This is a genomic window from Chromobacterium subtsugae (genome assembly GCF_001676875.1).
Classification (GTDB): domain Bacteria; phylum Pseudomonadota; class Gammaproteobacteria; order Burkholderiales; family Chromobacteriaceae; genus Chromobacterium; species Chromobacterium subtsugae.
On record NZ_JYKA01000010.1, the window covers coordinates 26032 to 51049 of the forward strand.

38 protein-coding genes are annotated in these 25018 nt (G+C 60.7%); 33 read left to right on the forward strand and 5 right to left on the reverse strand.

Annotated features, from left to right (window positions below; all coding sequences use genetic code 11):
* Positions 1-39: 39 nt before the first annotated feature.
* The 5 genes from MY55_RS13660 (at position 40) to MY55_RS13675 (ending at position 3927) form a co-directional block, all read left to right on the forward strand.
* On the forward strand, positions 40-411 hold the full coding sequence (locus MY55_RS13660) for a phage tail tube protein (protein WP_065202535.1): 372 nt from the start codon (positions 40-42) through the stop codon (positions 409-411).
* Positions 408-686 (forward strand): phage tail assembly protein, encoded by a 279-nt coding sequence (locus tag MY55_RS13665; protein WP_081284697.1) that lies wholly within the window; start codon positions 408-410, stop codon positions 684-686. The genes MY55_RS13660 and MY55_RS13665 overlap by 4 nt, the downstream gene beginning before the upstream one ends.
* A 144-nt stretch (positions 687-830) precedes the next feature.
* Positions 831-2999, forward strand: a complete 2169-nt coding sequence (locus tag MY55_RS24085) for a hypothetical protein (protein ID WP_065202537.1) — start codon at positions 831-833, stop codon at positions 2997-2999.
* A gap of 330 nt (positions 3000-3329) precedes the next feature.
* Entirely contained in the window at positions 3330-3545 is a 216-nt protein-coding gene (locus MY55_RS23555) for a hypothetical protein (RefSeq protein ID WP_157889316.1), read from the forward strand.
* Complete coding sequence (locus MY55_RS13675) at positions 3532-3927, forward strand: type II toxin-antitoxin system death-on-curing family toxin (RefSeq protein ID WP_230723478.1); 396 nt, start codon at positions 3532-3534, stop codon at positions 3925-3927. Before MY55_RS23555 ends, MY55_RS13675 begins: the two co-directional genes overlap by 14 nt.
* Before the next feature lie 46 nt (positions 3928-3973).
* On the opposite strand, the gene MY55_RS13680 is transcribed toward MY55_RS13675, so the two are convergent.
* Positions 3974-4297 carry a hypothetical protein gene (locus tag MY55_RS13680; protein WP_208856046.1) on the reverse strand — a complete coding sequence of 108 codons (324 nt, stop codon included), beginning with the start codon at positions 4295-4297 and terminating at the stop codon, positions 3974-3976.
* Positions 4298-4359: 62 nt separating this feature from the next.
* Between MY55_RS13680 and MY55_RS23560 the strand changes: the two genes are divergently transcribed.
* Both MY55_RS23560 and MY55_RS13685 read left to right on the forward strand, forming a co-directional pair.
* Positions 4360-4524: a hypothetical protein gene (locus tag MY55_RS23560; protein WP_099049652.1), complete on the forward strand. Its 165-nt coding sequence runs from the start codon at positions 4360-4362 to the stop codon at positions 4522-4524.
* A gap of 176 nt (positions 4525-4700) precedes the next feature.
* The gene (locus tag MY55_RS13685) at positions 4701-5216 is read left to right on the forward strand and encodes a Rha family transcriptional regulator (RefSeq protein ID WP_065202538.1); all 516 of its coding nucleotides are present in this window, start codon (positions 4701-4703) and stop codon (positions 5214-5216) included.
* 9 nt (positions 5217-5225) lie between these two features.
* Here the strand turns inward: MY55_RS13685 and MY55_RS13690 are convergent, their stop codons facing one another.
* Entirely contained in the window at positions 5226-5696 is a 471-nt protein-coding gene (locus MY55_RS13690) for a hypothetical protein (protein WP_065202539.1), read from the reverse strand.
* A gap of 96 nt (positions 5697-5792) precedes the next feature.
* On the opposite strand from MY55_RS13690, the gene MY55_RS24625 reads away from it, so the two are divergent.
* The 7 genes from MY55_RS24625 to MY55_RS22710 all read left to right on the forward strand — a co-directional run bounded on the left by MY55_RS24625 (position 5793) and on the right by MY55_RS22710 (position 8237).
* Positions 5793-5969 carry an Arc family DNA-binding protein gene (locus MY55_RS24625; RefSeq protein WP_425266106.1) on the forward strand — a complete coding sequence of 59 codons (177 nt, stop codon included), beginning with the start codon at positions 5793-5795 and terminating at the stop codon, positions 5967-5969.
* Between the two features lie 94 nt (positions 5970-6063).
* Positions 6064-6303 carry a hypothetical protein gene (locus tag MY55_RS13695; RefSeq protein WP_065202540.1) on the forward strand — a complete coding sequence of 80 codons (240 nt, stop codon included), beginning with the start codon at positions 6064-6066 and terminating at the stop codon, positions 6301-6303.
* 11 nt (positions 6304-6314) lie between these two features.
* Positions 6315-6479: a hypothetical protein gene (locus MY55_RS23570; protein ID WP_157889318.1), complete on the forward strand. Its 165-nt coding sequence runs from the start codon at positions 6315-6317 to the stop codon at positions 6477-6479.
* Positions 6476-7219, forward strand: coding sequence for a phage antirepressor KilAC domain-containing protein (locus MY55_RS13700; protein WP_065202541.1), 744 nt, complete (start codon positions 6476-6478; stop codon positions 7217-7219). The genes MY55_RS23570 and MY55_RS13700 overlap by 4 nt, the downstream gene beginning before the upstream one ends.
* Positions 7216-7482, forward strand: a complete 267-nt coding sequence (locus MY55_RS13705) for a hypothetical protein (RefSeq protein WP_065202542.1) — start codon at positions 7216-7218, stop codon at positions 7480-7482. The genes MY55_RS13700 and MY55_RS13705 overlap by 4 nt, the downstream gene beginning before the upstream one ends.
* Positions 7479-7802, forward strand: coding sequence for a hypothetical protein (locus MY55_RS13710; RefSeq protein WP_065202543.1), 324 nt, complete (start codon positions 7479-7481; stop codon positions 7800-7802). The genes MY55_RS13705 and MY55_RS13710 overlap by 4 nt, the downstream gene beginning before the upstream one ends.
* Positions 7803-7973: 171 nt before the next feature.
* Positions 7974-8237 (forward strand): hypothetical protein, encoded by a 264-nt coding sequence (locus tag MY55_RS22710; protein ID WP_081284702.1) that lies wholly within the window; start codon positions 7974-7976, stop codon positions 8235-8237.
* A gap of 42 nt (positions 8238-8279) precedes the next feature.
* Here the strand turns inward: MY55_RS22710 and MY55_RS13715 are convergent, their stop codons facing one another.
* Complete coding sequence (locus tag MY55_RS13715; RefSeq protein WP_157889319.1) at positions 8280-8726, reverse strand: hypothetical protein; 447 nt, start codon at positions 8724-8726, stop codon at positions 8280-8282.
* 58 nt (positions 8727-8784) lie between these two features.
* Here MY55_RS13715 and MY55_RS13720 point away from each other — a divergent pair, with 58 nt between their 5' ends.
* Positions 8785-10227, forward strand: a complete 1443-nt coding sequence (locus MY55_RS13720) for a DNA circularization protein (protein ID WP_065202545.1) — start codon at positions 8785-8787, stop codon at positions 10225-10227.
* Here the strand turns inward: MY55_RS13720 and MY55_RS13725 are convergent.
* Positions 10208-10522: a hypothetical protein gene (locus MY55_RS13725; RefSeq protein ID WP_065202546.1), complete on the reverse strand. Its 315-nt coding sequence runs from the start codon at positions 10520-10522 to the stop codon at positions 10208-10210. The genes MY55_RS13720 and MY55_RS13725 overlap by 20 nt on opposite strands.
* A 31-nt stretch (positions 10523-10553) precedes the next feature.
* Here MY55_RS13725 and MY55_RS13730 point away from each other — a divergent pair, with 31 nt between their 5' ends.
* The 12 genes from MY55_RS13730 (at position 10554) to MY55_RS23575 (ending at position 18433) form a co-directional block, all read left to right on the forward strand.
* Positions 10554-11639, forward strand: coding sequence for a phage baseplate assembly protein (locus MY55_RS13730; RefSeq protein ID WP_157889320.1), 1086 nt, complete (start codon positions 10554-10556; stop codon positions 11637-11639).
* On the forward strand, positions 11636-12244 hold the full coding sequence (locus tag MY55_RS13735) for a phage baseplate assembly protein V (protein WP_065202548.1): 609 nt from the start codon (positions 11636-11638) through the stop codon (positions 12242-12244). Before MY55_RS13730 ends, MY55_RS13735 begins: the two co-directional genes overlap by 4 nt.
* A gap of 3 nt (positions 12245-12247) precedes the next feature.
* Positions 12248-12685, forward strand: a complete 438-nt coding sequence (locus MY55_RS13740) for a phage GP46 family protein (protein WP_065202549.1) — start codon at positions 12248-12250, stop codon at positions 12683-12685.
* Positions 12685-13821 carry a baseplate J/gp47 family protein gene (locus MY55_RS13745; RefSeq protein WP_065202550.1) on the forward strand — a complete coding sequence of 379 codons (1137 nt, stop codon included), beginning with the start codon at positions 12685-12687 and terminating at the stop codon, positions 13819-13821. Before MY55_RS13740 ends, MY55_RS13745 begins: the two co-directional genes overlap by 1 nt.
* 6 nt (positions 13822-13827) lie before the next feature.
* On the forward strand, positions 13828-14424 hold the full coding sequence (locus MY55_RS13750) for a YmfQ family protein (RefSeq protein WP_065202551.1): 597 nt from the start codon (positions 13828-13830) through the stop codon (positions 14422-14424).
* Between the two features lie 7 nt (positions 14425-14431).
* Positions 14432-15715, forward strand: coding sequence for a gp53-like domain-containing protein (locus tag MY55_RS13755; protein ID WP_065202552.1), 1284 nt, complete (start codon positions 14432-14434; stop codon positions 15713-15715).
* A gap of 3 nt (positions 15716-15718) precedes the next feature.
* Positions 15719-16273 carry a DUF4376 domain-containing protein gene (locus MY55_RS13760; RefSeq protein ID WP_081284699.1) on the forward strand — a complete coding sequence of 185 codons (555 nt, stop codon included), beginning with the start codon at positions 15719-15721 and terminating at the stop codon, positions 16271-16273.
* Between the two features lie 67 nt (positions 16274-16340).
* Positions 16341-16613 carry a hypothetical protein gene (locus tag MY55_RS13765; protein ID WP_047236635.1) on the forward strand — a complete coding sequence of 91 codons (273 nt, stop codon included), beginning with the start codon at positions 16341-16343 and terminating at the stop codon, positions 16611-16613.
* A gap of 67 nt (positions 16614-16680) precedes the next feature.
* Complete coding sequence (locus tag MY55_RS13770) at positions 16681-17295, forward strand: hypothetical protein (RefSeq protein ID WP_208856047.1); 615 nt, start codon at positions 16681-16683, stop codon at positions 17293-17295.
* Positions 17296-17304: 9 nt separating this feature from the next.
* Entirely contained in the window at positions 17305-17517 is a 213-nt protein-coding gene (locus MY55_RS13775; RefSeq protein WP_047236633.1) for a hypothetical protein, read from the forward strand.
* Complete coding sequence (locus MY55_RS13780) at positions 17514-17948, forward strand: lysozyme (protein WP_065202553.1); 435 nt, start codon at positions 17514-17516, stop codon at positions 17946-17948. Before MY55_RS13775 ends, MY55_RS13780 begins: the two co-directional genes overlap by 4 nt.
* The gene (locus MY55_RS23575; protein WP_157889321.1) at positions 17948-18433 is read left to right on the forward strand and encodes a hypothetical protein; all 486 of its coding nucleotides are present in this window, start codon (positions 17948-17950) and stop codon (positions 18431-18433) included. The genes MY55_RS13780 and MY55_RS23575 overlap by 1 nt, the downstream gene beginning before the upstream one ends.
* A 398-nt stretch (positions 18434-18831) precedes the next feature.
* Here MY55_RS23575 and MY55_RS13790 read toward each other — a convergent pair whose 3' ends face one another.
* A complete protein-coding gene (locus MY55_RS13790) occupies positions 18832-19191 on the reverse strand; it encodes a hypothetical protein (RefSeq protein ID WP_157889322.1) in 360 nt (119 codons plus the stop codon).
* Positions 19192-19672: 481 nt separating this feature from the next.
* On the opposite strand from MY55_RS13790, the gene MY55_RS24630 reads away from it, so the two are divergent.
* From MY55_RS24630 to MY55_RS13815, 6 genes are all read left to right on the forward strand, one after another.
* Positions 19673-19813: an Arm DNA-binding domain-containing protein gene (locus MY55_RS24630; RefSeq protein WP_219945936.1), complete on the forward strand. Its 141-nt coding sequence runs from the start codon at positions 19673-19675 to the stop codon at positions 19811-19813.
* Positions 19814-20307: 494 nt separating this feature from the next.
* Positions 20308-20907 carry a Vps62-related protein gene (locus MY55_RS13800; protein WP_043577449.1) on the forward strand — a complete coding sequence of 200 codons (600 nt, stop codon included), beginning with the start codon at positions 20308-20310 and terminating at the stop codon, positions 20905-20907.
* A gap of 371 nt (positions 20908-21278) precedes the next feature.
* Positions 21279-21443: a hypothetical protein gene (locus MY55_RS23585; protein ID WP_155419363.1), complete on the forward strand. Its 165-nt coding sequence runs from the start codon at positions 21279-21281 to the stop codon at positions 21441-21443.
* Positions 21444-21455: 12 nt separating this feature from the next.
* A complete protein-coding gene (locus MY55_RS13805; protein WP_047243359.1) occupies positions 21456-21692 on the forward strand; it encodes a hypothetical protein in 237 nt (78 codons plus the stop codon).
* A 178-nt stretch (positions 21693-21870) separates the two neighbouring features.
* Positions 21871-23757, forward strand: coding sequence for a methyl-accepting chemotaxis protein (locus tag MY55_RS13810; protein ID WP_065202557.1), 1887 nt, complete (start codon positions 21871-21873; stop codon positions 23755-23757).
* Between the two features lie 290 nt (positions 23758-24047).
* The gene (locus MY55_RS13815) at positions 24048-24923 is read left to right on the forward strand and encodes a hypothetical protein (protein ID WP_047237692.1); all 876 of its coding nucleotides are present in this window, start codon (positions 24048-24050) and stop codon (positions 24921-24923) included.
* Positions 24924-25018 lie beyond the last annotated feature (95 nt).

The window sequence follows — 25018 nt, forward strand, 5'->3', positions numbered from 1 at the left end:
GCCGCCTTCGGGCGGCGTTTTGCATTTCTGGGAGCCAACATGGCAGTAGACAACACTTACCTGCTCGCAGGCACCTGCCAGCTGAGCGTCAATGGCACCTCGTACATGGTGGCCGGCGATTTCGGTTACAGCCCGGCCAAGGTCAAGCGGGAGACCAAAGCCGGCCGCGACGGCGTGCACGGTTATTCGGAGACGCCGATTCCTGGATTCATCAAGGCCAAGCTGCGCGACAGCGGCAACCTGACCGTGGCCGAGCTGAGCACGATGACCAACGTCACCGTCACCCTGCAGCTTGCCAACGGCAAAACCGTGGTCGGCCGCAACATGTGGACGGTGGAATCCCCGGAAGTTGACTCGGTCGAGGCCGAGATCGACGTTCGCTGGGAAGGCATGAGCGTGGAGGAAGCATGATGAGCGAAGCCCAAAAAACGGAAGTCGCCGATGAGCTGACCCTGGAACTGCGCAAGCCCGTTGGACTGGGCGATGAGCAGTTCCACGTTCTGGAATTGCGGGAGCCGCTGGTGGACGAGCTGGAGAAATTCCACGAGCAGCTGGAAAAGAAAACGCCGATCTTCGCCACGAAATTCCTGATCTCCCTGGTCAGCGGCGTTCCAGTTGCTGCAATCGGCCGCCTGGGCGCCCGCGACTTCAAGGCGGCTGAGGCATATCTGGCCAATTTTTTCTGACCCAGCCAGCCGGCCAGCTGCCGGCCGACTGGCAGGACATCGTGGCAGACGTGACCAAGTTTTACAGTTGGGGGCCTCATGACGCCGGCGGCCTGACCTGGGCGCGGCTGGCGCGATGGCACCGGCAAATGCTGAGGATGTGCAATGGCGGCAGCTGACAATCAATTCCGGATCCGGATCACGGCGCAAGACCAGGCTGGACCCATCGTCCAGAAGCTGGAGGCGCGACTGGGCAAGTTCGCTACCCGGCTGGCGCTAGGGAAGAAAGTCGACGACCTGTCGAAATCCCAGCTGGAGCAGCGCGTCACCCAGCGTTTCGACGGGTTGGCCAAAAAAATCCAGGGCATCGGCACCGCGCTGGGCAGTACCGCCAGCAACCTGTCCGCCCCGGTATCCGCCATTGCCGGCGGCGCCATCATCGCCGGCATCACCGCTTCCGCCACCAGCTGGGCCAGCTATGGCAATTCCGTGCTGCGCACGGCGCAGATGACGGGTGTTGGCACGGACGAATTGCAGAAGCTGCGCGGCGCCGCGAAGCTGGCGGGCGTCGAAGCGGAGCAGCTCGATGGCGGCATCAGCGCGCTGGGCAGCACCCTCAACGATGCCGCCAACGGCCGGAACATGGCGGCGCTGGCCATGCTCAACCGGCTGGGCATCAGCATCCACCGCACCAAGGACGGCGCGGTGGACACGTCGGCAGCGTTGAAGGACCTGGCGCAGGTGATGGTCAGCCCCAAGATGTCGGCGCAGACCAAGTCAATGATCGCCGGGCAGTTTGGCGTTCAGGGCCTGATGCCCATGCTGATGGATGGCCGCAAGAAGCTGGAAGACGACATGGCCAAGACCAAGGCCATGGGCGCGGTGCAAACCCCGGAGCAGCTGAAAGCGGCCGACCAGGCCAAGCGCCACGAACGCGAAGCCGGGCTGGGCCACCAGCGCGCCAGCAACTGGTTGGGCGATTTCGTCGGCCCGATCTACAGCAAGCTGATGGAGAGCGCTGCCAAGATGCTGTCCGAGCATCCAGGCGCGACGCTGGCTGGCGGCGCCGCTGTCGGCTTGGGCGGCTCGTGGCTGCTGCGGAAGGGGCTGTCCGCCATCAGTAACCGGATGATCGAATCCGTGGTCAAGCAGGTCAGCCAGGAGCTGGCCGGCGGCGCGGCGAAGGTCGCCGGCCAGGCTGCTGCATCAGAGGCGGCTGCCGCCGCCAGCGCCGGCGTCAAACAGCTCAGCCGCGTCACGTTGCCATTTTTTGGCGAGTTGGCCAGCCGCCTGTCGCTGGGGCTGGGGCTGCTGCTGGAGTCGCCGGAGCTGAACCGCGGCGAGAACGAGTTCGTGCGCGCGCAGCAGCAGCGAAACGGAACAGCATCGAGCCGCTGGCATGGCCTGGACATGAACGGCAAGGCGTTTGCCGACCTGAAGGACAAGGCCAAGGCGGCCTATCAGCCCTGGTACGAGTTTGGCGACGAGAACGCGCTGCAGTACATGAGCCGTTACATCAAGGAAAATCCGCAGGCCAAGCCGACCGGTTGGACCGACGCGGCGCAGGCCGCGCCAGCGGCTGGCCAGCGGCTGGCCCAGGCAGCCCAGTCGGAGTTGCCGCAAAAGGCGCAGTCTGCCAAGGCGCTGCCCCGCGGTGTCCGCAACAATAATCCCGGCAATCTGCAGTTCGTTGGCCAGGCTGGCGCGGTGAAAGAAGCCGGCGCCGGCGGGCGGTTCGCCGTTTTCGACACACCGGAAGCGGGGCTGAACGCCATGGCCAAGCAACTCAAACGCTATTCGAACTCCGGGCTCACCTCTGTTCAGTCCATCATTCAGAAGTGGGCTCCAAAGTCGGAAAACAATACTGCAGCGTATGTGGCGGCCGTCGCCAAGCGCATGGGGGTTGATAGCAATCAGCGACTGAACCTGGGAAGCACCGATGTGATGCGCTCTCTGATGGACGCCATGATCGTCCGCGAGAACGGCCACAACCCTTACTCCGCACAGATGCTTGATGCTTCTGCAGCGGTCGGAGTGAACTACAAAGGAAAATCGCGTGCCGCCGGCACGGTCTCTCCAAGGAGTGCCTCAGCCCCCTCTTCCGCAGCCACTCGTTCGGAATCATCGTCGGTTGCTCTGGATCCGGCGCAGAAGATGCTGATCGACCAGCTGCGCTCGCTGCAGGATGCGGTGGCCAAGCTCTCGGATGCCAAAATCCACATCGCGGTTAGCGGCCTGCCGGCTGGCGCGCGCGCTACTGCGTCCGGCGGACAGGCCACGGTGAGCAGCGCATCCAAGTACAACTACTCAATGCCGGAGATGATCTCGCCGTAGGCATGCACGACGGCTGACCGAGCCGATCCACGCACGTGGCAATCGATCAAGTTCTGCGTGCCTTCGACGATACTAGGATGAACTCGCTCACGAAAAAAACGGTCAAATCTATTGCATTCCGTCATCGCCGAATTTTTCGCGCTCGACTTTCGAGATGCTTGGCGCGTGATGCGTTGTAGGCTTGCAAAATTCTCGCAAGATTTTTCACCACCTTTTTTCGTGAGCACATACAATACGTACGTACATACGCATGTACGTACACACGCATGATTTCGGACAGCTCATCGCAAGTCGTGAAATTTGGCAAGCGTTCGTTCATAGGGAATCATCATGGAAAAGTCCAAACAAAGCATCGTCGTCGAGTCCAGCAGCAAACGGGATACGGTAGCGCACAACGTGACTCGCAACACATACGGGATCGACATCAAGAAGCGTACCGCTGTTAAGCCAGTAGCTGCTTGCACGTCGACAGAGTCGGTCGTTTCTTCCGCTAAAAAAGTGATCGTTGAACACAGCAAAGTGATAAAGGCCCTTGCCGATCGCTAACAGGGCCATTTCGCCTGGGCAAGTTCAAGAAATCCACGATCTGATCTTGGCGGATGAACCCGGTCTTGCTGGCCGGGCTGACATGGGCAAATTGGAAGGTGCCCTAGAACGGGTTGAGAACCTAAAGCTGTACGTTGAGATCGACGACGTTTTTGATCATGCTGCCATGTACGCCATCAGCCTGGCCAGAGGTCACGTTTTCACTGATGCCAACAAACGTACGGCTCTTGTCACCGCCCTGACCTACCTTAAGCAGCAAGGATTCACTGTTGAACGGAATCCAGAGCTTGAGCAGATCATGGTTGACGTTGCTAAAGGAAGTATCGAACGCAGCGATCTGGCCGACCTTCTGTTCTCACTGGCCCACAGACAGCCAAATTAGCTCAAAAAGCCCCGCCACCGCGGGGCTTTTGCTTTCCGAGACCGAACTATACGTTGCCGGCCAGCCGCTGCCGGTACTCGTTGACCATCTCCTTCGTCACATCCTTTTCGTAGCAGATGGGGGCCTCACCACCTGGCCGGCTGTACGCGCTACGGCGCCCGCATGAGCTGCCGTTGCGGGCGGTGTTGTAGGGGCATGGACAGTTACCGGAGTAGGAATCGATCGACTCCTTGATGATGGCCCGTTTGATCTGCTGGTCAGTCATCTGCTTGGCTTCTACGGCGCCAACGGAAATGAGCGCAACAGCAAGAGCGAGTGTGATTTTCCTGAGCATTATTTTCTCCTCTTTCATGGGAAGGTAGAGCTTCATGCTGGAGCCGACACATTGTCAATGTCATAATGCTTGCTCCTTGATGAAACTGGACCACAACCATGAAAAAAGCTCTCTTGCTGATCGCCGCCCTCTCCCTAGCCCTCCCGGCAGTCTCCTTCGCCGGCAAGCACGGCGGTGGCCACTACGCCGGCGGCAAAGGCTCCTCGCACAAGGGCGGCCACTACAAGAACAAAGCAACGAATGACCACTATCGCAAGCGCTAAGCCAGCAACGGCTTAAAGTAAAAGGCCCCGCAACCGCGGGGCTTTGTCTTTGCCAGCCTCACGTTTCGACGTGGGGCTTTTTTTCGTCCACGGCTAGGGAACGCGACCCGAAAAGCGGGGTGTACACCTGCCCTGCCTGCCGCTGGACTCCCCTTCCCAGGTGTTAGGAGCGTGACATGAACGAACTGATTGTTTCGAACTTCAACGACTTCGTAATGCTGGCCGGCGACAAGATCGTGACCGATAGCCGGCGCGTGGCCAAGGCCTTTGGCAAGCGGCACGACAACGTGTTGCGCGCCGTACGCCAACTTGCCGCAGAGTCGGGCGCATGGGGTCTACTCAATTTTGAGGAGGCCACCTACCTGGATGAACAGAACGGCCAGCGGTACGACTGCTACCAGATGACCAAGGACGGATTCGTGTTGTTGGTGATGGGCTTCACCGGCCGGAAGGCGCTGGACGTCAAGATCGGCTACATCAACGCCTTCAACGCCATGGCCGAACAGTTGAAGCGCCGCGACCTGGGCCTGTGGCAACAGATGCAGGAGCTGATCGCGCGCGAAGTGGAATCGAAGGTGCGAGCCTCGTTCGGCTCGCGCCTGATGCTGGAGAGGAAGCGCGAGATCCCGAGGCTGGAGTCGGAGCGGTTCCTGCTGGAAGGTGCGATCCAGCCCTCGCTGCTGCTGAACTGATCGACGAAACTATGGCTTAATCGGGTCTCTTGATATGACATAGTCGGGTACGCCGTCTTCTGCATATTTCTGCATGAGTGCACGCACCTGGGATAGCTGTGATTCTGTGATGTCAATTGAAGATTCTGATACGAACTCTGCCATGCTTGCCGTACCCTCTAGAAACCTAGCCATGCTGGGCGCGAGAGCCCCATCGCTAATTCCGTCACGTAGTAACAGAACAGACTTGGCAAGGATTTGGGCTGTCTTTATATAGGAAATTGCAACACTGTCCGAATAGGAAACGCGCTCCTCCATCTTGCTTAGTGTCTTTGCAAGATCATTAACGATCTTGTCATCGGACCTATTGAATGACATGTCCAGTCTTTCGACGATTTCAGCGTTTTTGGACTTGCTTGTCGCCTTTGCTGACTCAGTGAGCCTCTCATCAAGCGGAGTCGGGATGCGGAGGGTGATCCGCGTGTATCCGTCATCAGACATACGGCACCATTTTCGTGTCAAAAGTTATTGACACCATTATAGTGCCGCACTACCATAGAGTCACGACACCAAAATAGTGTCAAAACATGGGAGGACATGGTGAAAGAAGAGCTGAACTACGTATGGAGGACTCAGATCCGCTTCCCCAAGAAGGCGGAGGATTGGGTCAAGAACCGAGCAGCAAGTCAGTATCGTAGCGCGAACTCGGTACTACTTGATCTGGTTATGAAGGAGATTCAACGAGAGGAGGAGCAACTTGACAAGGCAGCCTGAAGCGACCGGCCCAGAAATGGTTGAAGCCCCAACAGCGGGAACTGTTGAGGCTTCGGTATCGAACATCCTGAACGCAATTCAAGGAAAATTCGCTATGAAATCTAGCACACTCACCTCGCCTGTTCAAGTTCTGGCGGACAGTGTCGAGTCCCTCGACCTCATCACCGTCCAACTGGACGATCTGCGCACCCTGATGAGCGCCATCGCCCGCCTCTCTGCTGACGATGCCGACATCCGCGGCATCGCGATCCACGCCAAGGGGATCGCCGGGGGCCTGCACAACGACGCAGACGTACTGCGCGAGCAGATCCAAAACCACATTTTGGCCGCGTGAGGAGAGGGATCATGAACCACGAACAGGAACTCAAGCCCGTGGCAGCCTCTATCACGGTGAAGCTCTTCGATGACGGGACTTGCTCCCTGCAGTACTCCGGCGAGACCAATCGGCTATTGCTCGGCCTGCAACTCGCACTGAAAAACATGGAACGTAGCGAGGGGGATGCCACATGAACCTGGTAACCATGAATGGCCAGCCCATGACCATGAGCAGCCGTGAGATCGCCGAGCTGTGCGAGAAAGAGCACAAGAACGTGATCCGTGATATCCGTGTCATGCTTGATGAGCTGGGGGGTGGCTCAGATTTGAGCCATGTCCAGGAGAGCAAGGATCTACGCGGATATACATCCTCAATCAGCCTTCCCAAAGACCTTACCCTGACACTGATCGCCGGCTACAACGTCAGGCTGCGCAAACGTATCATTGACCGCTGGATGGAATTGGAACAGAAGGTGGCAGCCCCAGTCCTCCCCGACTTCCAAGACCCGGTGGCCGCGGCGCGCGCCTGGGCCGACCAGTTGGAGGGTCGGCAGATCGCCGAGCAGCAAAAAGTACTGCTGGAGCACAAGGTCGCTGAACAGGCGCCCAAGGTGCAGTTCCACGATGACGTTGCCAACACCATCAACTGCCAGACCATGGACGAAGTTGCCAAGGAGTTGGGCACGGGCCGCAACCGCCTCTATGCCTTCCTGAGGGAGAAAGGAGTGCTGATGCAAAGCAATGAGCCCTACCAGCGCTTCATAGATCAAGGCTACTTCCGTGTGATCCCCTCTCCCTGGAGGAAGCGCGGCGAGCTTCAGATGGGGCAGAAAACCGTGGTCACCGGCAAAGGCATGACCTACATCCACAGGCTGATCAACAACCTCGCGGTTGAGCTGCCTGCAAATGATCGACTGGCGGAGAGGTCAGCATGAGCAACGTGACTACTCTGTTTGAGACCAAGATCGTTCCTGCGCATGTGATCCATGCAGCAAGTCTTCCTCAGGAACTGAAGGACAAGATCTTCAACCAGGCATTCTACATTTCCGTCCTGCACGGAAATGGTGACTTGGCTCCCCAAGACGGGATCAGTGCCGAAGCCAACAAAGCACTGGATGACCTTGCCGAGCTGATGCGGAAAGCTGAACACTTTGCAGTCATCGAAGAGCGTCCAATTCGAACAGGGAGATCGCGATGACCGGGCACCGTGTTGAGGTGGCCGGATTCCGGTCTGGTCTGATGCGGGCCGCAGAGGGAATGGCCGACAATTACGGCATGGAGGATGACGAATCCTACAGCGCCGGCAACGCAGAGGGAGAGTTGGCCTTCGCGGTGGCAGCAGCACTTGCCAACCGCTCGGAGGATCCTCTTCCTTACCTGGTCAGGCTGTTGCAAAGCGCCCTACTCCTACGCCTGGGCTTGAGTCCGGAGAGAATACCCCCGGATCAGGATCGGCTGAAAGGCTGGATCGTTGGGATGTTCGGACTGCTTCAAGAGGCGGTCGTAGAGCAAAAATGACAGAACCCCGCTCCGGCGGGGTTCAAAATGCCACGCTCTTTAGTTATGTATACAGATATTCTCGACTACTGAAATCTGTCATCTTCACGTTTCACTCATGGCAATGATACCTTTTCATATCGGCAAGGTTCGGTCTGTCGATATGAGAAAATCCATATGAGGGAAGTCTCCATGCCAAACGATCCGCGCAAAAAAGTAACACAACCACCGGCAGCTACTGCAGCCGCCAAAACACTGACGAGTAAATCTACCAGCCCAGCATCAAAAGCTGCGGCAGGTAGCGCTCTTTCTCAGACCAAAGCACCTGGAAAAGTTACCTCTCCCCCCGCGGCAACCCAAGCCTCCAAGGTGCTGAGAAGTAACAACACCGGAAGCAATGCAAAAGCCGCAGCAGGCTCTACGCTGGCTCAAAAGCCACCAGCAAAGAAAAAGTAATCACTCTGAAATATTTAACCCCGCTTCTGCGGGGTTTTTTATTCACAAATACTTTTTGAATGCTTTTATTTTTCTCTCTAGCCGTCCAAGCTCTTTTTCTTTGTCAAGCGCATAAATTAATCCCTCAGTGGTTTCTGCCTTCCTGCCTTCTTTTATTTCATAAGCCAGCAGAGATATACCAGACTCCAACGATTCGATCTTATCAACATAAGACTGCTTGGCTTTTTGAGTAATAGCCGCAGAGACAACACCTCCGCCAAGAGCCCCAAGAGACAAGGACGTCACAGCAATTGCCTCTTTAATATCAACCCCTTTAGGAAGTCGACCTTTAAGTTGAACAAATTCAAGCACGGCTCCGACCTGATAAGCGAAGATGCAAATTGCAATCCCCGCAATAAGCATTAAAAGCGGGTAGCGATATAGTGGCCACTCAAATACAACATAAAGCATAAAAATAAATATTATCGGCAGCGCCAACCATTCAGACATAACAATAAGCTCCAAATTAAATCTCAAAGCGATTCTACTCACTTCCATAAGGTATGCAATGAGCTTCCAAGACGTATTGAACACCGCCACCCGCACCGCGGGCGCACTGGATGGCGTGGTGTCTGCGGCCGGTCAGCTGACGGATGCGCTGGGCCTGGGCGGCGCCACCTTTTGGGACCAGTTGCGGCCGGCCAGCTACCGCGGCATCCCGTTCGCCGTGCTGGCATCCGATGGTGAATTCGGCCGTCGGCTGGCTGAGCACGAGTACCCGAACCGGGATGTGCTGTGGGTGGAGGATATGGGCCGGCGCGGGCGGCGCATCAACTTGATCGGCTTCCTGGTTGGCGACGACGTCATCAGTCAGATGCAGCAGATGATCGCCGCGGCTGAGCAGGAGGGGCGCGGCGAGCTGGTGCATCCCACGCTGGGCACGCTCTACGTCAGCCTGGGGCCGATGCGCGTGTCCGAGCGCTGGGACCAGGGGCGCTACGTTGAGCTGTCGATGCAGTTTGTCGAGTCCGGCGACCGCGAGTTTCCGGACGAGCAGCAAGACACTTCCAGCTGGTTATCCAATCTGGCCGACGAGGCCGGCCTGTCTGTTGAGGCGGATTTTGTCGCCGGTCTCATCGGCCAGGTCAAGCAAGGGGTCGCTGTGGTGCAGTCGGTGGTGAGCACTGCGGCGCAGTGGGCCAGCCGCATCAATCAGGTAGTGAGCGCGGCCAAGGGGATTTACAACTCAGTGGCCGGCGTCGCTGGCCAGCTGCAGACGCTGGACAGCTTCGCCAATCGCTACGGCGACCCGCGCGGCGTGGCCGCGCCCAGCACCCCTACGCCATCGCCCACGCGGCGGGCCGTCGCCGCCAGCGCTATTCAACGCCAAGCGGTAACGGCCTCGGCGGCGGCGGTGTCGGCGGCGGCCGGCCAGCTTGGCGCCCAGGCTGCCGCCATTCAGCCGTTGCCGGCGGCCGTGTCGCAATCGGTGGCCGCCCTGGTCGCGGCGAGCGCCAGTCCCATGGACGCCATCAACGCATTGACTGCGCTCAGCCAGCTGCCCATGCCTCAGGGCGTGGATACCTCGCCCATGGGCGTGGCCATGACCACTGCGCAGCAACAGACGGTAGCGATGATGCGGCGCGCGGCGGTGATCGGCGTTTGCCGCGCTGTATCGGCCTACCAGCCGACCAGCTATGACGACGCTGCCTCATTGAGGAGCCGGGTGTCGCAGTTGGTAGAGCGGGAGGCGGTTGCCGCGGCAGACGCCGGGAGTATGGCGAGCTATCAGGCGTTGCGTGATCTGCGCACCGCGGTGGTGGCCGACCTGACGGCCCGCGGCGGTTCGCTGGCGCGCATGATGCCGGTCTCCATTCCGCAGCCCATGCCGTCCATGGTGCTGGCGCAGCGGCTCTATCGCGATCCGTCGCGCGCGGGTGAGTTGGCGCAGCAGGCCGGCGCCATCCACCCGCTGTTCATGCCTACGCAGTTCAATGCGCTGGCTCAGTAGATGCTGAGAATGGGTCCTCCGGCATGGTGTAGGTGATGTTCTTGTACTTCTCCGCCTGCTGCTTGGCCCATTTCTCGCGCATCTGCGGCGTGATGCCGGCTTCGCTCCACTGCTGGCCCTTCGGCACCGCCTTTTTCTGGCAGTAAAACGTCGACGGGTGACCGATGTTGTTGTTGTGGAGCACCCACCGGGGGCCGGCCTGCAGGCAGTCCTCGGCAGTCTTATAGATGCCTTGCGGCACAACGCCGCCTTGCCAGCCATCCGACATCACCATCACAAGCAAAAAGCCAATCATTGCCCACTCCTCATGACATTGAGCTGACATTATGGATGACCTCACCCTTGTTACCAACGGCCAGCGTATTTCCGGTTGGACCACCGTCAATGTTGTGCGCGGAATTGAGCGCTTCCCATCCGGCTTCCAGATCGGCATGACCGAGCACTACCCGAAAGAATTTGGGCGCTTTTTGCTGAATCCGGGCGACCCCGTCCAGGTGCTTCTGGGCAGCGATATCGTAGTGACGGGCTACGTGGATGATTTCACTCCCGCACTGTCCTCCGGGGCGCACTCCATAGCTGTCAGCGGCCGCGGCAAATGCCAGGACCTGGTCGACTGCAGCCACTTTTTCAACGGCTGCCAGATGACCAACATCACCCCGCTGGCCATGGCCATCCAGTTGGCCACGCCCTATGGCATCGATGTGGTGTCGGATGTCGGCGCCGGCGAGGTGGTGCCGGTATGGCAGCTGCCGTGGGGGGAGACCCCTTACAACATCCTGGAGCCTGTGGCGCGCAACAGCCAGATGCTGGTCTACGAAAATCCGGATGGCTCGTTGAGGCTGTCGCAGGCGATGCGGGCCTCTGCCGGCGTTCGCTACCCGGTGGTGGCGGAGGGGGTCAACATCGAGTCCATCACCATGCGCTGGTCCATGGCGCAGCGCTTCAGCCAGTACATCGGCCGGAGCTTGCCAATGGACATGATGAGCGACGTGGGGGTCGGTCCTGACGTTGTGGCAGTGGTGAATGACCCCGGCGTGCCGCGACTGCGCGTACGCAGCATCATCGCTGAGACAGGAGACACATCTGATTTCCAGATCACCAAGGCGCGTGTCAACTGGGAAGCCGTCCGCCGTGCTGGTCGCAGTTCACAGGCAAACGTAACCGTGGATAGCTGGCGAGACGAGGCCGGCAACCTGTGGCAGCCCAACACGCTGGTGACGCTGGTGGCGCCGACGGTGCATGTGCCGCGCGCGAACTGGCTGATTTCTGAGGTGGCCTACCGCCGTGACGAGACCGGCACGCATGCCGACCTGACGCTGATGCCGCCGGAGGCATTCGCCGTCCAGCCCGTCAACCTGTTCCCGACCATGCGCGACGTTGTCGCCGGCGCTGCCCAAGGAGGCAATGGATGATTCAGCAGATAGAGCGACTGGCGCGGCGTGTCTGGATGCTGCTGGGCCGCGGGCGCATTACGGCGCCGGCCAGCGATGGCGGCCCGGTGCAGGTGCTGCAGGTCCAGATGGGCCGCGACGAGACTCGCGACCACCTGCGCCGGCTGGCGGATTACGGGTTCACCAGCCACCCGCCGGTGGGATCCGACGCCGTCGTGCTGTTCCCGCTGGGCGACCGCAACAACGGCGTGGTGGTGGCCACCAACCACCAGGGCAGCCGGATGACAGGTTTGAAGCCGGGTGAGGTGGCGATTTTCGATAACCGCGGCCAGTCGGTGTATCTCACCGCCGGCGGCATCGTCGTCAATGGCGCCGGCTTGCCGCTCACGGTCAACAACACCCCCACGGTGACGGTCAACGCCAGCGCCGGCGTGAAGCTCAACACGCCCGAGTTGGATGTGAGCGGGCTGATCAAGGCCGGCGGCGACATCATCGACAACGCCGGCAGCAATGCCCACTCCATGGCGCAGATGCGTGGCATCTTCAACGGCCACAACCACGCGGTGCAAGGCGTTCAGGGCGGCAGCTCGACCGTCACCACGCAACAGCCCAACCAGCAGGAATAGCGCATGGACATTTCCACCGTTTGGGTGGCCGGCACGCATGGCGACTGGGTGCTGGCCGGTTCTGAATTGTTGGCCGGCAATGACTTGCAATCCGCCATTTTGCTCAGCCTGGGCACTGACCGCGAGGCCGGCCCGGACGACGTCATTCCCGATGGCAGCGGCGACCCGCGCGGGTGGTGCCTGGATGACACCGCGCGCCCGATCGGCTCGCGCCTGTGGTTGCTGGCGCGTGCCAAACAGACCCGGGAGACCGCCAACCGCGCCCGCGATTACATCGCCGAGGCCTTGCAGTGGCTGATCGACGACGGCGTGGTAGCCAAATTCGACATCACCACGCAGTGGGTGGCGCCCTCCACGCTGGGCGCGCAGGTTGTGTCATACAGCACGGCCGGCGCGCGCAGCGCCGTGCAATTCAAGTGGGCCTGGAATGGAGTGAACTGATGCCCTATGCAACACCAACCCTTACCGCGCTGCGTCAGCAAGTCGCGCAGGACATTGCCGCCAATGTGCCAGGCGGCGACGGCCTGCTGCGGTTCAGCAATCTGGGCGTGATGGCGTCCGCTCAGGCGGCCATGGCGTATGGCCATTACGACTACATCGATTTTGTAGCGAAGCAATCCACGCCCTGGACGGCTACTGGCGAGTTTTTGCAGGGCTGGGGCGCGATGAAGGGCGTTTACATCAAGCCTGCTACCCCGGCCGCTGGCGCAGCCACTTTTCCCGGTCAGGTCAATGCTCAATTGCCATCCGGTGCGCTGATCACCCGTGGCGATGGGCAGCAGTACATCGTCACAGCGGCTGGCGTGGTAGGGGCGAACAGCTCCGTGACTGTGCCTATCTCTGCCGTGCCGGATCCTATTGGGCTGGTGGGGGCGGCAGGCAATTCACCTGCAGGTACGGTGTTATCCCTGGCGCAGTCGCTGCCCGGTATCCAGGCGTCCGGGGTGGCCGCCACGGCGCTGACTGGTGGCGCGGACCTGGAGGGCGACGAGCCCTATCGCTCGCGAGTGCTATCCGCTTTTCAGTCCACGCCGCAGGGCGGCGCGCAGAAAGACTACATCACCTGGGCCATGGCGGTGCCCGGCGTTTCCCGCGCCTGGTGCGCGCCGAACGGCTTCGGGCCGGGGACGGTGGTGGTGTATGTGATGCTGGACGGCGCTGAGTCCGCCAACGGCGGCTTCCCGGTCGGCAGCAATGGCGTGTCGCAGTTCGACCAGGGCCCGGGCGGCGTGCCGCGCGGCGTGGTGGCGACGGGGGATCAGCTGACCGTTGCCAATGCCATCGCCCCCCTTCAGCCGGTCACGGCGCTGGTCTATGTGGTCTCCCCCATCAGCAACCCGGTGCCATTCACCATCAAGGGCGTGCCGGTGGCCAGCCAGGCGGCGGTTGCATTGGCCATTGCCGGCGTGTTTTTCCAGTATGGCCAGCCGGGCGGCAGCATCTCCTTGCAGCTGATCTGGTCGGCGATCGCCACGGTTGCCGGCGTGAGCGACTTCATCGTGGTTTCTCCGTCGGGCGCCGACATCACCAGCCCCACCGGCTATCTGCCGGTGCTGGGCCCTATTACCTGGCAGTGAGGTCCTATGCCGCTCCCGAACTACACCGCCCTGGACTACCAGGGCGCGCTGCAGCGCTTGCTGCCGCGCGGGCGAGTGTGGCCGCGCGAGCCTGACGCCGTCCAGTCCAAGGTAGCGCTGGCGCTGGCGCAGGTGTATGGCCGCACGCATGCGCGGGCCAACAACCTGCTGGTGGACGCGTTCCCGGCGACTGCATATGAGTTGCTGCCCGAATGGGAGTCCACGCTGGGTTTGCCGGATCCAGTATTGGGGCCGGCGACGACGCTGCAGGGCCGGCGCGGCCAGGTTGTGGCGCAGCTGACGGCGGTTGGCGGCCAGTCTGCGGCGTACTTCGTGCAGGTGGCGGCCCGCCTCGGCTACACCATCAGCATCACGAATTTTGCGCCGTTCCGGATGGGGCAGTCGGCGATGGGTGGCCAGCTTGGCGGCCCGGAGTGGGCGCACACCTGGGCGGTCCACGCCCCTCTTGAGACGGTGATTTCGTGGCGGATGGGGCAATCCGCAATGGGCGAGCCGCTCAACAGCTGGGGGAATGCCCCGCTGCAGCAGGTTTTGAGCCGGCTGGTGCCGGCGCACGCCATCCTACAGTTCAACTACGCCTGAGGAAAACATGTACCAATACGACGATCCAACTGCCGTTTCGCAAATGCCGCCGCCGGGCGCTGCTGGCACGGCCGGCTATTTCACCGATGGCAATCCTGCGTCCGGTCAGCCGGCAACGTTGCTGCGCGCTGATTTCATGAACACGCTCATGATGGAGCTGGTGAATGCGATCCAGGCTGGCGGCCTAGTGCCGACCAAGGGCAAAAACAACCAGCTTGCCCAGGTGTTGGGCGGACTGGCGCCGGTTGGCATCAACGTCCAGTTCATCCAGAAAAGCGGGCCGGTCAAGCTTCCCGCGCACAGCTTCTTCGAGTTCAATGGCACCGTAGACTGCACAGCTACCCTACCGGATCCCACTCAGTCCATCCCCGTCCTGGCCTATTTCTGGAATGGATCCACCTCCAACCAGCTGACTCTGGCGACGGCCGTAGGGGCATTTTTCGGTCAGGGCATTCCGGCGAATGGCGCGACATTCAACCTGCCCCCGGGCTACGGCGCGCTGGTCTGTGGCGACACCCACAACTACATCGTACTGCTGTCCTGCTACAGCAAAAATCCGCCGGTTGGCGATAGCTCCAACCTCAATGCCACCACGAACTGGACGCAAAATACCCTCTCCGCCGCGATCAGCGCGCTGAACCTGGGGCAGTACGCTACCAGTAATGCGCTGGCGAACGCTGTCGCGCCGCTGGCGCAGGCCTCGCGCATCGGCAGCAACGCGGGCGCGGTCCTCTACCAGGCGGCGGCCACGCAGCCGCTGTCCGACATCGGCAAATTGGTGGAGTTGAGTGGCAGCTTCACGCTGAACACGCCAAGTTTCAACGGTGTGCCGGCTGGTGCCGCGATGGAATACATCAACACCGGCAATGGCCCGGTTACGATTTCCGGTAATGGCGCATCGTTTTTCTATAACAGTGCGAGCGTTGCATCCGTCACCTTGCAATCCGGTCAATCTGCCAGGTGTGTTTTCGACGGGACCAGTATTGTAGTTACCGGCGGTTTCGGCGCGGCCAGCATTGGATCGAACGGATATCAGAAACTACCGAGCGGCCTGATTTTTCAGTGGGGGGCGGCGAGCGTGGCATCTGCATCTGACACGCTGGTAACGCTCCCCATCGCCTTTCCGAATCAACTGGGTCAGGTGCTGCTCGGGGAGGCGTATAACCTCGGATCCTCAGTCGCCATTTACGGTAGTTGGTCCATCAATACCGCCAGCCCCAAAACGTCTTTCTACCTACGAAACAGCTCAGCATCCGGGAATGCCGTGTCCTGGTTCGCCATCGGGAACTAATCCATGATCTATTACGCAAAATCCACCGGCGGGTTCTACGACCCGGAAATCCATGGCGCGGCCATGCCATCGGATGCGGTCCAAATCACCGACGCGCAGCACGAGGCACTATTGGCCGGGCAGGCCGCCGGACAGATCATCACCAGTGACAGCGGCGGCAACCCGGTGCTGACCGCGCCGCCGGCGCCGACGCTGGCCCAGGTGCAGGCGGCCCAGGTTGCGCAGCTTCAGGCCGGCTGCCAGGCGGCAATCACGGCCGGCTTCACCTCCTCGGCCCTCGGCGCACCGCACCAGTACCCCAGCCAGCCTACCGACCAGGCCAATCTGGCCAGTGACGTCGCCGCCGCGCCGACGGCGCCAGCCGGCTGGACGTCCGGCATCTGGTGCGCCGCCAACGGCGCGTGGTCGCTGCAGCAGCACACCGCGGCCCAACTCGCCCAGGTCAACGCCGACTGGGTGGCGGCGCGCGGCGCGCTGCAGCAGAAATACGCCAACCTGATGATCAAAGTCCAAGCCGCTACCACCGTCGCCGCGGTGCAGGCCATCACCTGGAGCTGATCCACCACCAGCAGTACCAAACCAACAACCCGCCGCGCGCGGGAATTTTTTTGCCAAAGGGGATTGAATGAGCCAGGCCGAATTGATGCTGACGGCGCTGACCGGCGTGCTGTCGCTGTTCTCCGCCGCCCTGGGCTGGTGGCTGATCAGCCTGCATAACCGGCATGAGCGGCTGCGCGCCGACCATGAGGACCTACGAGTCCGCGTGGCCGACGAATACTGCCGGCGCGTGGACCTGCGCGACATGGTCGACGACATGAAGCAGGACATCCACCAAGCCATCGCCGCCCTGCGCGAGGACATGCGCGCCAGCATGAGCCGAATGAACGCCGGCCGATAACAGCAAGAAACCCACCCCACTGACACCCGCCACCCGGCGGGTGTTTTCGTTTCTGGAGACAATCCACATGACCGAGAAGCAACACCTGGCCGTCGCCGGCGCGCCGGCCAACGAACACGCCCACCACGACACCCTGGCCGAGGACGTGTTCTATCCGGACCATCCGCCGCGCACCGAGTCGGCCACCTTCCGCCACACCAAGGCGGCCGGCCACGCCGCCCGGCTGCCGTGCGCCATCAGCGGCCACACCGAGGGCGCCGAGTACCACCACCTGCTCTGCGAGTGGGCATTCAGCGGCGCCGTCGACTGGCGCACCGTGCGCGGCGTGGCGCTGGGCGAGATCACCCAACTGCCGGTGCTGGACCTGCTGACCGATCAGCCGATCCCCGGCCAGTTTTTCTCGGCTGAGCATTCGCTGCTGTGGGCGCTGTGCAAGCTGGCCGAGGCCAAGGGCTTCGACTGGCGCGCCTTCGACCCGGCGCGGCCGGAGCTGTTCGTCGACTCGATGGCCAACATGCTGGTGCTGCACAGCAAATTCCACCGCCACCGCGACCACGGCATCCACGAAATGAGCCTGCCGGAGTGGATTTTCCAGGCCTTCCCGCGCGTGAAGGGCTTCGTCTTCACCCCCGACGAAATGCCCGCACCGCCGGCATTCCCCCACGACCTCAAAGCCGCATAAGGACCGCGCATGAGCAGATTGACCGAGATGCTGACCGACGATGACGGCCAGCTTGAGCCCGCCTACATCTGGGGTGGCGTCGCCACCGCTATCGGCCTTGGGTTGCAGGTGTACTGCACCATCCAGGGCAAACCGTTCGACCTGCAGGGCTATGGCATCGGCGCTGGCGCGCTGATCGCCGGCCTGGGGGTGGGCAAAAAAATGGGAGCAAAACCGCAATGAAAACCAACGCAGAAGGCATCGCCCTGATCCAGCAGTTCGAAGGCCTGCGCCTGCAGGCCTACCAAGACGTCGTCGGCGTCTGGACCATCGGCTACGGCCACACCGGGCCGGACGTGCGCGCCGGACTGACCATCACCCAGGCGCAGGCCACCCAGCTGCTGGCGGCTGACCTGGCACGATTCGAGGCCGGCGTCGGCCGGCTGGTGAGCGTGCCGCTGAACGGCAATCAGTTCTCGGCGCTGGTCAGCTTTACCTACAACCTGGGCCTGGGCTCGCTGCAGTCCTCCACCCTGCTGCGGCTGCTGAATACTGGTGACTACGCCGGCGCCGCTGGCCAGTTCCCGCGCTGGGACCGCGCCGGTGGCCAGCAGTTGCCCGGCCTGCTCAAGCGCCGCCTGGCGGAACAGGCACTTTTTCAGGAGCCCTGCTGATGCTGGCGCTGCTGAAATACTGGCGCGAGGCGCTGCTGCTGGTGGTGATCGTCGCCCTGCTGGCGCTGGGCTGGGAAATGCGGGCCGTGATCGCCCAGCGCGACGCCGCGGTGGCGCGCGCCAGCCAGGCCCAGCAGCAGGCAGCGGCCACCCAGGCGGCCCGGGCGCGCGAGCACCAGGCGGCAGTAGATGATGCGGCCACGGCGGCCGCCTACGAAAAGGATCTGGAAAATGGACAACTCGAACTGCAAGCCGCTCTGGCTCGCCATGCTGCTGCTCTCCGGCTGCGCCAGCAGCAACCCGCCGCCGGGCGCGGCGATCTGCCCGCAATTGCCGCCGGCGCCGGCCAGCGTGATGGTGCCGCGGGAGGCGACTTTTCTGCAGCGTATGGAGACGATGCTCTCCGGCTCGCCGCCGAGGCAGATGACGTCGTCCGGCAGCTCAACGCCTGCCAAAAAATACTGAGGACTGACCGATCTCAATAGTTTTCTGTCTCTAGGCATTAGTCAATAGCACGCATAGATGGGCGGCAATCTATTGACTATGCTTTACTCGCGGTCACAAGCGGTTTGCAATAAATACGTGCAAATGCTTATTTTTGCAAATTAAAAATATCGCGAGGTAACAAAATGAATAACGCTTACTTGATACTGGAAAACGGCACTTTTCTATTCAGTAGCTATGTTGAGTTCTCAAGGCTACCTAATATTGACGAGTACATTTACATACCGGGGGAGACTTATCAGGTTCTTGGAGTACTCCATTTTTGGGTCAATGAAGGTGATACACCAATTGCTCAGATTACGATAAGACTTGTGAATAATGCTGCCTCCTTGAACAACAATCTGGAAGCCACGGCCCCAAAAAAATAAAGATTTAAATTTCATCGGAACGAAATCCCACCAGGGCGCCCCGCTGCGGCCTCATCCAGCGAGTAGCGCAGCGCGGTGTCCAGGCATGGGACATCGCGCATCCGGGTTTTCGGCGACACGCCAATCTCGCGGAAGCGGTCGAGCGCCAGCTCCAGCTCCTGAACGACCAGCAGCCGGCCGGCGACGGTTTGCTCACAGCCCTCATGGGCCGGCAGCAGATCGCGAGTCTGGTCGATGAAAACCTCCCGGTATCGCTGGGTCAGTTGCTTGGCTTCCCACAGGGTCGGCTGCCCAGATTTGAGCGCGCGGATCACCATGTCGAGCTCGTCGCTCAGTAGGTCGAGGGTATAGGGGGTGCGGTTGGGTTCCATGATGGTCTGCAATTTGAATTCGTACGTTTTCAAACTACAGCCAGGGGAGCGTCGCCGGCAAGTGGCATCCGACGAGCGGTGAAGGTATGCTAGATGAGGTGGTTGCGGCATGGGGATTGATGGGTTGCCCCAAATACGCCCCAAGTTAATAGCCAACGCCGCGAAACCCGCATGGATGCTGGATTGTTCCGCGGGTTCGAATCCCACAGCCTCCGCCAAATAGCAGCAAGAAGCCGTCAGCGGTAGTAAGCGAAACCCTTGAGTTTGCTTGCTATGACTGGCGGCTTTTTCATTTCCGGCAAGCGGCAATCAGCACACATCAATCTGTTTTGACGGTAGCCTTGTTCGTATAAGCTTGCGCCGTGACGGTACGGGATCCCAACATGCCAAAACTCGTTGCTCCACTTACCACGGCCAGGATTAACCCCGCCAAACCTGGTCTTGCCGTTATCAAGCTGTCTGATGGTGGCAGGTTGGCTGTGTGGGTGATCCCCACGGCAAGAAAGCGTGGCGCCTACAGTACTGCCGACCGGCAGACGGCAAGCAAGATACCGTCACAATCGGAAATTACCCGGACGTCTTGCTTGCATCGGCAAGAGAGGCACGAAGCGCTTCGGACTGACTTGACGGCCCAGATCGCTCCCAGCAGACCGATCACAATGCCGCCGGCCAACGCCTTCAGCACAGCATCCGCTACGCCATCTACTCTCGTGGCTAGCTTCACCGCATACTCGACGCCCGCCTCATCAAACGCTTGGCGCGCGCCAGCCTTGGCCGCCGCCTCCAGCAGTGCCCGGAAATTCTCCCGCGGCAGCACGACTTCATCACCCATCCCCTACTCCCCAAAGTAAGCGCGATACTTGCCACTCCGCACGACCGTCACGTTCCTCACATGCGTATTGGGAATATCAGCAAACGATTGCCCATAGCCGGCATGCCGAGCCTCAGACTGCGCGCATCAAGGGCAAAGCCTTGGACGTCTTGCTGTATTTGCATTTATTTATCTTCCTTACAACTGTCACAAGTAACAAGGCATAACAACTGAATTAATGCAAAATTAGTTATGAGTGAATTAACATCACTCATTTCACACTTACTTACCGTTAGGAGTTTCATATGAATTCGCCCGAAATCGTGAAGCAAATCCTGAACGCTGGATCCGCCAGATTGATCGTTACCACAATCTCCAACTACCTACATGACCCGATCTACACCGACAAAGGAACCGGCTCCGCCAAGGATGTCAGCATCTGGCGTCCGGCTCCGACGAATCCCAACCAGTACATCATTGGCGATCATGCCCAGGGAGATCACGGCAAATCAGGGAGTGGGGCAATCCAGGTGGTAGAGGTGGAAAATGACGATGGCTCTGCCCCTTTGCTGGCACTGCCGATAGACTACACTCTGATATGGACCGACAAAGGAAGCGGCGGCAGCAGCGATGGCTCCATCTGGCTGCCGAATGCTCCGGCAGGCTATGTAGCCATTGGCTCGGTAGCGCAGAGCGATTACAGCAAGCCCTACATTCCCAACTACCGCTGCATCCGCAGGGACCTCGTCTCGGAGACCTCCGCAGGAGACCTCATCTGGAATGATGAGAAATCTGGCGCCGAGCTAGATGTTTCCCTTTACGCTATCGCCTCAGCCCCGGGCGCATTCTATGCCAACAAAGGTTATGGCCGGCCTAGCGGCCCCTTCTACTGCATCAAACTCTAACCGGTAGGTGCATGCAAAACGGCAAGCAATATGCTTGCCGTTTTGCCGTAAAACTCACCTAACCAGCATCAAACACCTGCTCAAACGTACACGTCAACGATACTGACCCCGCCACCGGATCAGTTCGCTTCCATGGCTTCTGGCAAGTCACCTTGACCATGTTGCCATCCGCGCCGGCAAACCAAAACCAAGACACGCCACGCTGTTTTGCCAGAAACGCGCATGGCCTGCCCCTGGACTGCCCCGGCTCCTGTAGGCAAACCATGCCCCATGACTTGAGCATTTGAATCCTGGTCGATCCCGATCAACTCGCCGGGCTATGTCTACCGGGCTAATTTGAAGGTACGCTGACAGTCGCCAACGGAGAAAAAATGCTGACCCCGGCGCTTTCCGCAAAGCCGGTGGCATCCGCGCCCCGAATCGCCGACGCCGCGCAGGCATCCGGATTTGTCCGAATGCTGACCGAAGCGCAGTCGGATGCGCCCGCTCCCAAAGCGGCCGGCAAGCTGAACTTGGAGAACCTCTCCACGGACTAAGCCCACGATGTGATGACGAGCATGCTCGACTCCGGCAAGCTGACGCCCGAGGAGTACCAAAACATGGCGGCGGTGCTTCATATCCGTCCGCTGAATCAAAACCTGGGCTATCCCGTGCCTGCCCGCTTCAACCTGCTATCCGGCATTCAGGCTCTGATCGGGAACAGCAGGATGATTTGCCGCCATGATCAAGTCCGCGCAGAAACCCACGGATTGCAAGTGCTGAAGGCATACCAGGCCCACGCCTGAGCAAGGGCGGCCATGCCGCCCGTCTCCCGCCCCATGCCGCGCCTGCGGCTTTTTTTCATCTCCCCCCTTGCGAGCAGACTGCCGCGCCAGCCTTCCGGACAGGCTTGCGGCCGCGGCTGGTCCATTGCGCAAAATGTACTAACCTAAATCAAATTAGCGCCACGGCAAGGGTCGGATCATGAAAATAGCTCACAAAGCGGGACTCATCTCGGCGCTGGTCCTGGCCGTCACCGTGTCCACGCTGTCCTGGATCCAGTACCGCAGCATCGCCGACAGCGTCAGGCGCGACAAGCAGCAGGAGATCGCCCAAACCGGCCAAGTGCTGGCAGCGCAGATTGAAAACTGGCTGAACGGCAAGCTCAAACAGATAGATTTGATGGCGCAGCTGATAGACTCCGGCTTCAGCGCGGAGCGCATTCAGGAAGTGTTCGACCGCCCTCAGCACAAGCAGGAGTTTCTGCTGATCTTCGGCGGACTGGACACCGACGGCAAAAGAATCACCAACGATCCCAAATGGAACCCGCCGCCCGACTGGGACGCGCGCAAACGCCCGTGGTATCCGGTGGCCAAGAACGCCAACGGCGCCGCGCTGACCGATCCCTACCCCGACGCCGCCTCCGGCGAGATATTGATCTCGGCGGTGGCCAAGCTCACTGACAAGGGCGCGGTCAAGGGCGCGTTTGGCGGCGACCTCAGCCTGAAAACCGTGTCCGAAGCGCTGAACACCGTCAATTTCAACGGCGCGGGGTATGCCTTTTTGCTGTCGGCCGACGGCAAGATCATCAGCCACCCCGACGGCAAGCTGAACGGCAAATCGGTGGCCGACTTGTTCGGCGGACAAGCGCCGGCCTTGAGCAAGGATCTGCAAGACATCGACGTGAACGGCAAAAAGCTGATGGTGGCCTTCCAGCCGCTGGACAAGCTGCAAAACGCCAAATGGCTGGTAGGCATCGTCCTGGACACCGACAAGGTAATGGCCAACGTCCGCTCGCTGGGCCAGCAGGCGATGATAGGCGCGGTGATAGGCGTAATCCTGAGCATGCTGGCGCTCAGCAGCCTGATGGGGCGGCTGATGCAGGCGCCGCTGCTGCAGCTGAAGTCATCGCTGGCGCAAATCAATAGCGGCAACGGCGATCTGACGCGCCGGATAGACGATTCCGCCAGCGATGAATTCGGCGAGGTGGCCCACGAACTCAACACCTTCCTCGCCTACCTGCAGCAACTGGTCGGCGACATCCAGCGGATTTCGCATTCGGTGCACGACAGCACCGAGCAAAGCGCCAACGAAGCCCGCCAAAGCCGCAACGAGGCCGCCCGCCTGCAGCAGGAGCTGGACGGCCTGGCATCGGCAATCCAGGAAATGGCCGACACCACCGGGGAAATCAACAATAATGCCAGCGCCGTGGCCGCCGCGGCGAAGCAGGCGCATGAGGAAACCGATGGCCGGGTGAAACAGGTGGCCCAATCCGCCCAGTCCATCTGCAAACTGGCGCAGACCATGGAGGAAACTTCGCAATCGATGGGCGAGCTGGCCGCCTTCAGCAAAAATATCGAATCCATCGTCCAAGTGATTACCGGCGTGGCGGAGCAGACCAATCTGCTGGCGCTCAACGCCGCCATCGAGGCCGCGCGGGCGGGCGAGCTGGGGCGCGGCTTCGCGGTGGTCGCCGACGAAGTGCGCAAGCTGGCGTCGCAAACCCAGAGCGCCACCCAGGAGATACGCAGCACGATAGAGCAGCTGCAACGCGGGGTGGGGCAAGCGCACCAGAAAATGGAGGAAAGCCGCGAGCGCGCCGGCCACACCGTGGCCGAGGCGGAACAGACCAGCGAAATGCTGCTGCGCATCCAGGACGTGATCGCCGACATCAACCGCAAAAACAGCGAAATCGCCAGCACCATCCAGCGTCAAAGCGGCATGGCGCAGGACATCAGCCACAGCGCCGGCAATATCCAGCAGATAGGCCAGCAAGTGGCCGATGTCGCCGAGGTGCAATTGCAGCATTGCAATGAAACGTCGGAAAAAGTCGCGCGCCAGGATACGCTGATCAGCCGTTTCCGCATCTAGCGCCAAAACCCACGCCATCAACCGCGCGCTTGCCTGCCCTATCGCAGCCAAGCGCGCATGGCATTGGCCCGCATGCCTCCCTCCGTCCTTTCCACCCGCTCCAGCGACAGCTCCAATCCATCGGCGACGTCCGCGATTGCCAAAATTGCGACATGCTCATAAAATAAATGACATAGTCATTTTAAAATATCCGGCCGCGCAGTTTCAATAGCGACAGCCCGGACACCCCGCACCGCTCGACAAACGCGTCATTCGACCAACCGCAACAAGCACGCCAAGATCATCATTCCATGACAAACAAGACACTGTTCCGTATCGCCGCAGCAGCGCTGCTGGCCGGCGCCGCCTGCGCCAATGCCGCCTCCGCCGCACAGCCCGCCAACCCTCAAACCGCGCGCTTCGCGCCGTTGTATTACGGCCAAACGCTATGGATCATGCTGGGCTCGCCGGTTCCCGATGGCTGGGTCATCACCCGCAGCAGCGGCAACCAGAACGAAATCACCGACACCCACGGCGCTTCCTACACTCAGCAGCTGTCGGTCATGCTGGGCTCTCCGATTCCCAAAGACTGGGTGGTGATCCGCTCTACCGGCACCACTAACGTCATCTACTACAGCAAAGGCGCGTCGCTGGGAACCGAAATCGCGGTAATGCTGGGCTCGCCGACGCCGGACGGCTGGGTGATCGTTCGCGGCGACGGCAAAATGAACGTGCTGCATAATCTCAACGGTTCCAGCTATGGCAGCGAAATCACCGTGATGCTGGGCTCTCCCATCCCCGCCGACTGGGTAGTGGTGCGCGCCAATGGCAACAGCAATGTCATCCGCTACACCAAGGGCGCGGCGCCGGGAACGGAAATCTCGGTGATGCTGGGCTCGCCGATACCGGACGGCTGGGCAATCGTGCGCGGCGACGGCAATATGAACACGCTGCGCAATCTGAATGGCTCCAGCTATGGCAACGAGATTACCGTTATGCTGGGCTCGCCCATTCCCGCCGACTGGGTAGTGGTGCGCGCCAATGGCAACAGCAATGTCATCCGCTATACCAAGGGCGCCGCGCCGGGGACGGAAATCACGGTGATGCTGGGCTCGCCGATTCCGGCAGGCTGGGTGGTGGTGCGCAGCTCCGGCAATATGAACGTGATCCGTTACATGGGACGTTAAACGCGCAATCTCGCGGCGCGGGAAAGCCTGCCCAAGGGGCAGGCTTTTCTCATCCGGCCAGCGCGGGCACGCGCATGAAAAAACCCGCCGGGAAT

Coding starts and splice junctions, on each gene's coding strand:
- MY55_RS13660 (WP_065202535.1), top strand. CDS start 40: ATGGCAGTAGACAACACTTACCTGCTCGCAGGCACCTGCCAGCTGAGC.
- MY55_RS13665 (WP_081284697.1), top strand. CDS start 408: ATGATGAGCGAAGCCCAAAAAACGGAAGTCGCCGATGAGCTGACCCTG.
- MY55_RS24085 (WP_065202537.1), top strand. CDS start 831: ATGGCGGCAGCTGACAATCAATTCCGGATCCGGATCACGGCGCAAGAC.
- MY55_RS23555 (WP_157889316.1), top strand. CDS start 3,330: ATGGAAAAGTCCAAACAAAGCATCGTCGTCGAGTCCAGCAGCAAACGG.
- MY55_RS13680 (WP_208856046.1), bottom strand. CDS start 4,297: ATGAAGCTCTACCTTCCCATGAAAGAGGAGAAAATAATGCTCAGGAAA.
- MY55_RS23560 (WP_099049652.1), top strand. CDS start 4,360: ATGAAAAAAGCTCTCTTGCTGATCGCCGCCCTCTCCCTAGCCCTCCCG.
- MY55_RS13685 (WP_065202538.1), top strand. CDS start 4,701: ATGAACGAACTGATTGTTTCGAACTTCAACGACTTCGTAATGCTGGCC.
- MY55_RS13690 (WP_065202539.1), bottom strand. CDS start 5,696: ATGTCTGATGACGGATACACGCGGATCACCCTCCGCATCCCGACTCCG.
- MY55_RS24625 (WP_425266106.1), top strand. CDS start 5,793: ATGGTGAAAGAAGAGCTGAACTACGTATGGAGGACTCAGATCCGCTTC.
- MY55_RS13695 (WP_065202540.1), top strand. CDS start 6,064: ATGAAATCTAGCACACTCACCTCGCCTGTTCAAGTTCTGGCGGACAGT.
- MY55_RS23570 (WP_157889318.1), top strand. CDS start 6,315: ATGAACCACGAACAGGAACTCAAGCCCGTGGCAGCCTCTATCACGGTG.
- MY55_RS13700 (WP_065202541.1), top strand. CDS start 6,476: ATGAACCTGGTAACCATGAATGGCCAGCCCATGACCATGAGCAGCCGT.
- MY55_RS13705 (WP_065202542.1), top strand. CDS start 7,216: ATGAGCAACGTGACTACTCTGTTTGAGACCAAGATCGTTCCTGCGCAT.
- MY55_RS13710 (WP_065202543.1), top strand. CDS start 7,479: ATGACCGGGCACCGTGTTGAGGTGGCCGGATTCCGGTCTGGTCTGATG.
- MY55_RS22710 (WP_081284702.1), top strand. CDS start 7,974: ATGCCAAACGATCCGCGCAAAAAAGTAACACAACCACCGGCAGCTACT.
- MY55_RS13715 (WP_157889319.1), bottom strand. CDS start 8,726: ATGTCTGAATGGTTGGCGCTGCCGATAATATTTATTTTTATGCTTTAT.
- MY55_RS13720 (WP_065202545.1), top strand. CDS start 8,785: ATGAGCTTCCAAGACGTATTGAACACCGCCACCCGCACCGCGGGCGCA.
- MY55_RS13725 (WP_065202546.1), bottom strand. CDS start 10,522: ATGATTGGCTTTTTGCTTGTGATGGTGATGTCGGATGGCTGGCAAGGC.
- MY55_RS13730 (WP_157889320.1), top strand. CDS start 10,554: ATGGATGACCTCACCCTTGTTACCAACGGCCAGCGTATTTCCGGTTGG.
- MY55_RS13735 (WP_065202548.1), top strand. CDS start 11,636: ATGATTCAGCAGATAGAGCGACTGGCGCGGCGTGTCTGGATGCTGCTG.
- MY55_RS13740 (WP_065202549.1), top strand. CDS start 12,248: ATGGACATTTCCACCGTTTGGGTGGCCGGCACGCATGGCGACTGGGTG.
- MY55_RS13745 (WP_065202550.1), top strand. CDS start 12,685: ATGCCCTATGCAACACCAACCCTTACCGCGCTGCGTCAGCAAGTCGCG.
- MY55_RS13750 (WP_065202551.1), top strand. CDS start 13,828: ATGCCGCTCCCGAACTACACCGCCCTGGACTACCAGGGCGCGCTGCAG.
- MY55_RS13755 (WP_065202552.1), top strand. CDS start 14,432: ATGTACCAATACGACGATCCAACTGCCGTTTCGCAAATGCCGCCGCCG.
- MY55_RS13760 (WP_081284699.1), top strand. CDS start 15,719: ATGATCTATTACGCAAAATCCACCGGCGGGTTCTACGACCCGGAAATC.
- MY55_RS13765 (WP_047236635.1), top strand. CDS start 16,341: ATGAGCCAGGCCGAATTGATGCTGACGGCGCTGACCGGCGTGCTGTCG.
- MY55_RS13770 (WP_208856047.1), top strand. CDS start 16,681: ATGACCGAGAAGCAACACCTGGCCGTCGCCGGCGCGCCGGCCAACGAA.
- MY55_RS13775 (WP_047236633.1), top strand. CDS start 17,305: ATGAGCAGATTGACCGAGATGCTGACCGACGATGACGGCCAGCTTGAG.
- MY55_RS13780 (WP_065202553.1), top strand. CDS start 17,514: ATGAAAACCAACGCAGAAGGCATCGCCCTGATCCAGCAGTTCGAAGGC.
- MY55_RS23575 (WP_157889321.1), top strand. CDS start 17,948: ATGCTGGCGCTGCTGAAATACTGGCGCGAGGCGCTGCTGCTGGTGGTG.
- MY55_RS13790 (WP_157889322.1), bottom strand. CDS start 19,191: ATGGAACCCAACCGCACCCCCTATACCCTCGACCTACTGAGCGACGAG.
- MY55_RS13800 (WP_043577449.1), top strand. CDS start 20,308: ATGAATTCGCCCGAAATCGTGAAGCAAATCCTGAACGCTGGATCCGCC.
- MY55_RS23585 (WP_155419363.1), top strand. CDS start 21,279: ATGCTGACCCCGGCGCTTTCCGCAAAGCCGGTGGCATCCGCGCCCCGA.
- MY55_RS13805 (WP_047243359.1), top strand. CDS start 21,456: ATGACGAGCATGCTCGACTCCGGCAAGCTGACGCCCGAGGAGTACCAA.
- MY55_RS13810 (WP_065202557.1), top strand. CDS start 21,871: ATGAAAATAGCTCACAAAGCGGGACTCATCTCGGCGCTGGTCCTGGCC.
- MY55_RS13815 (WP_047237692.1), top strand. CDS start 24,048: ATGACAAACAAGACACTGTTCCGTATCGCCGCAGCAGCGCTGCTGGCC.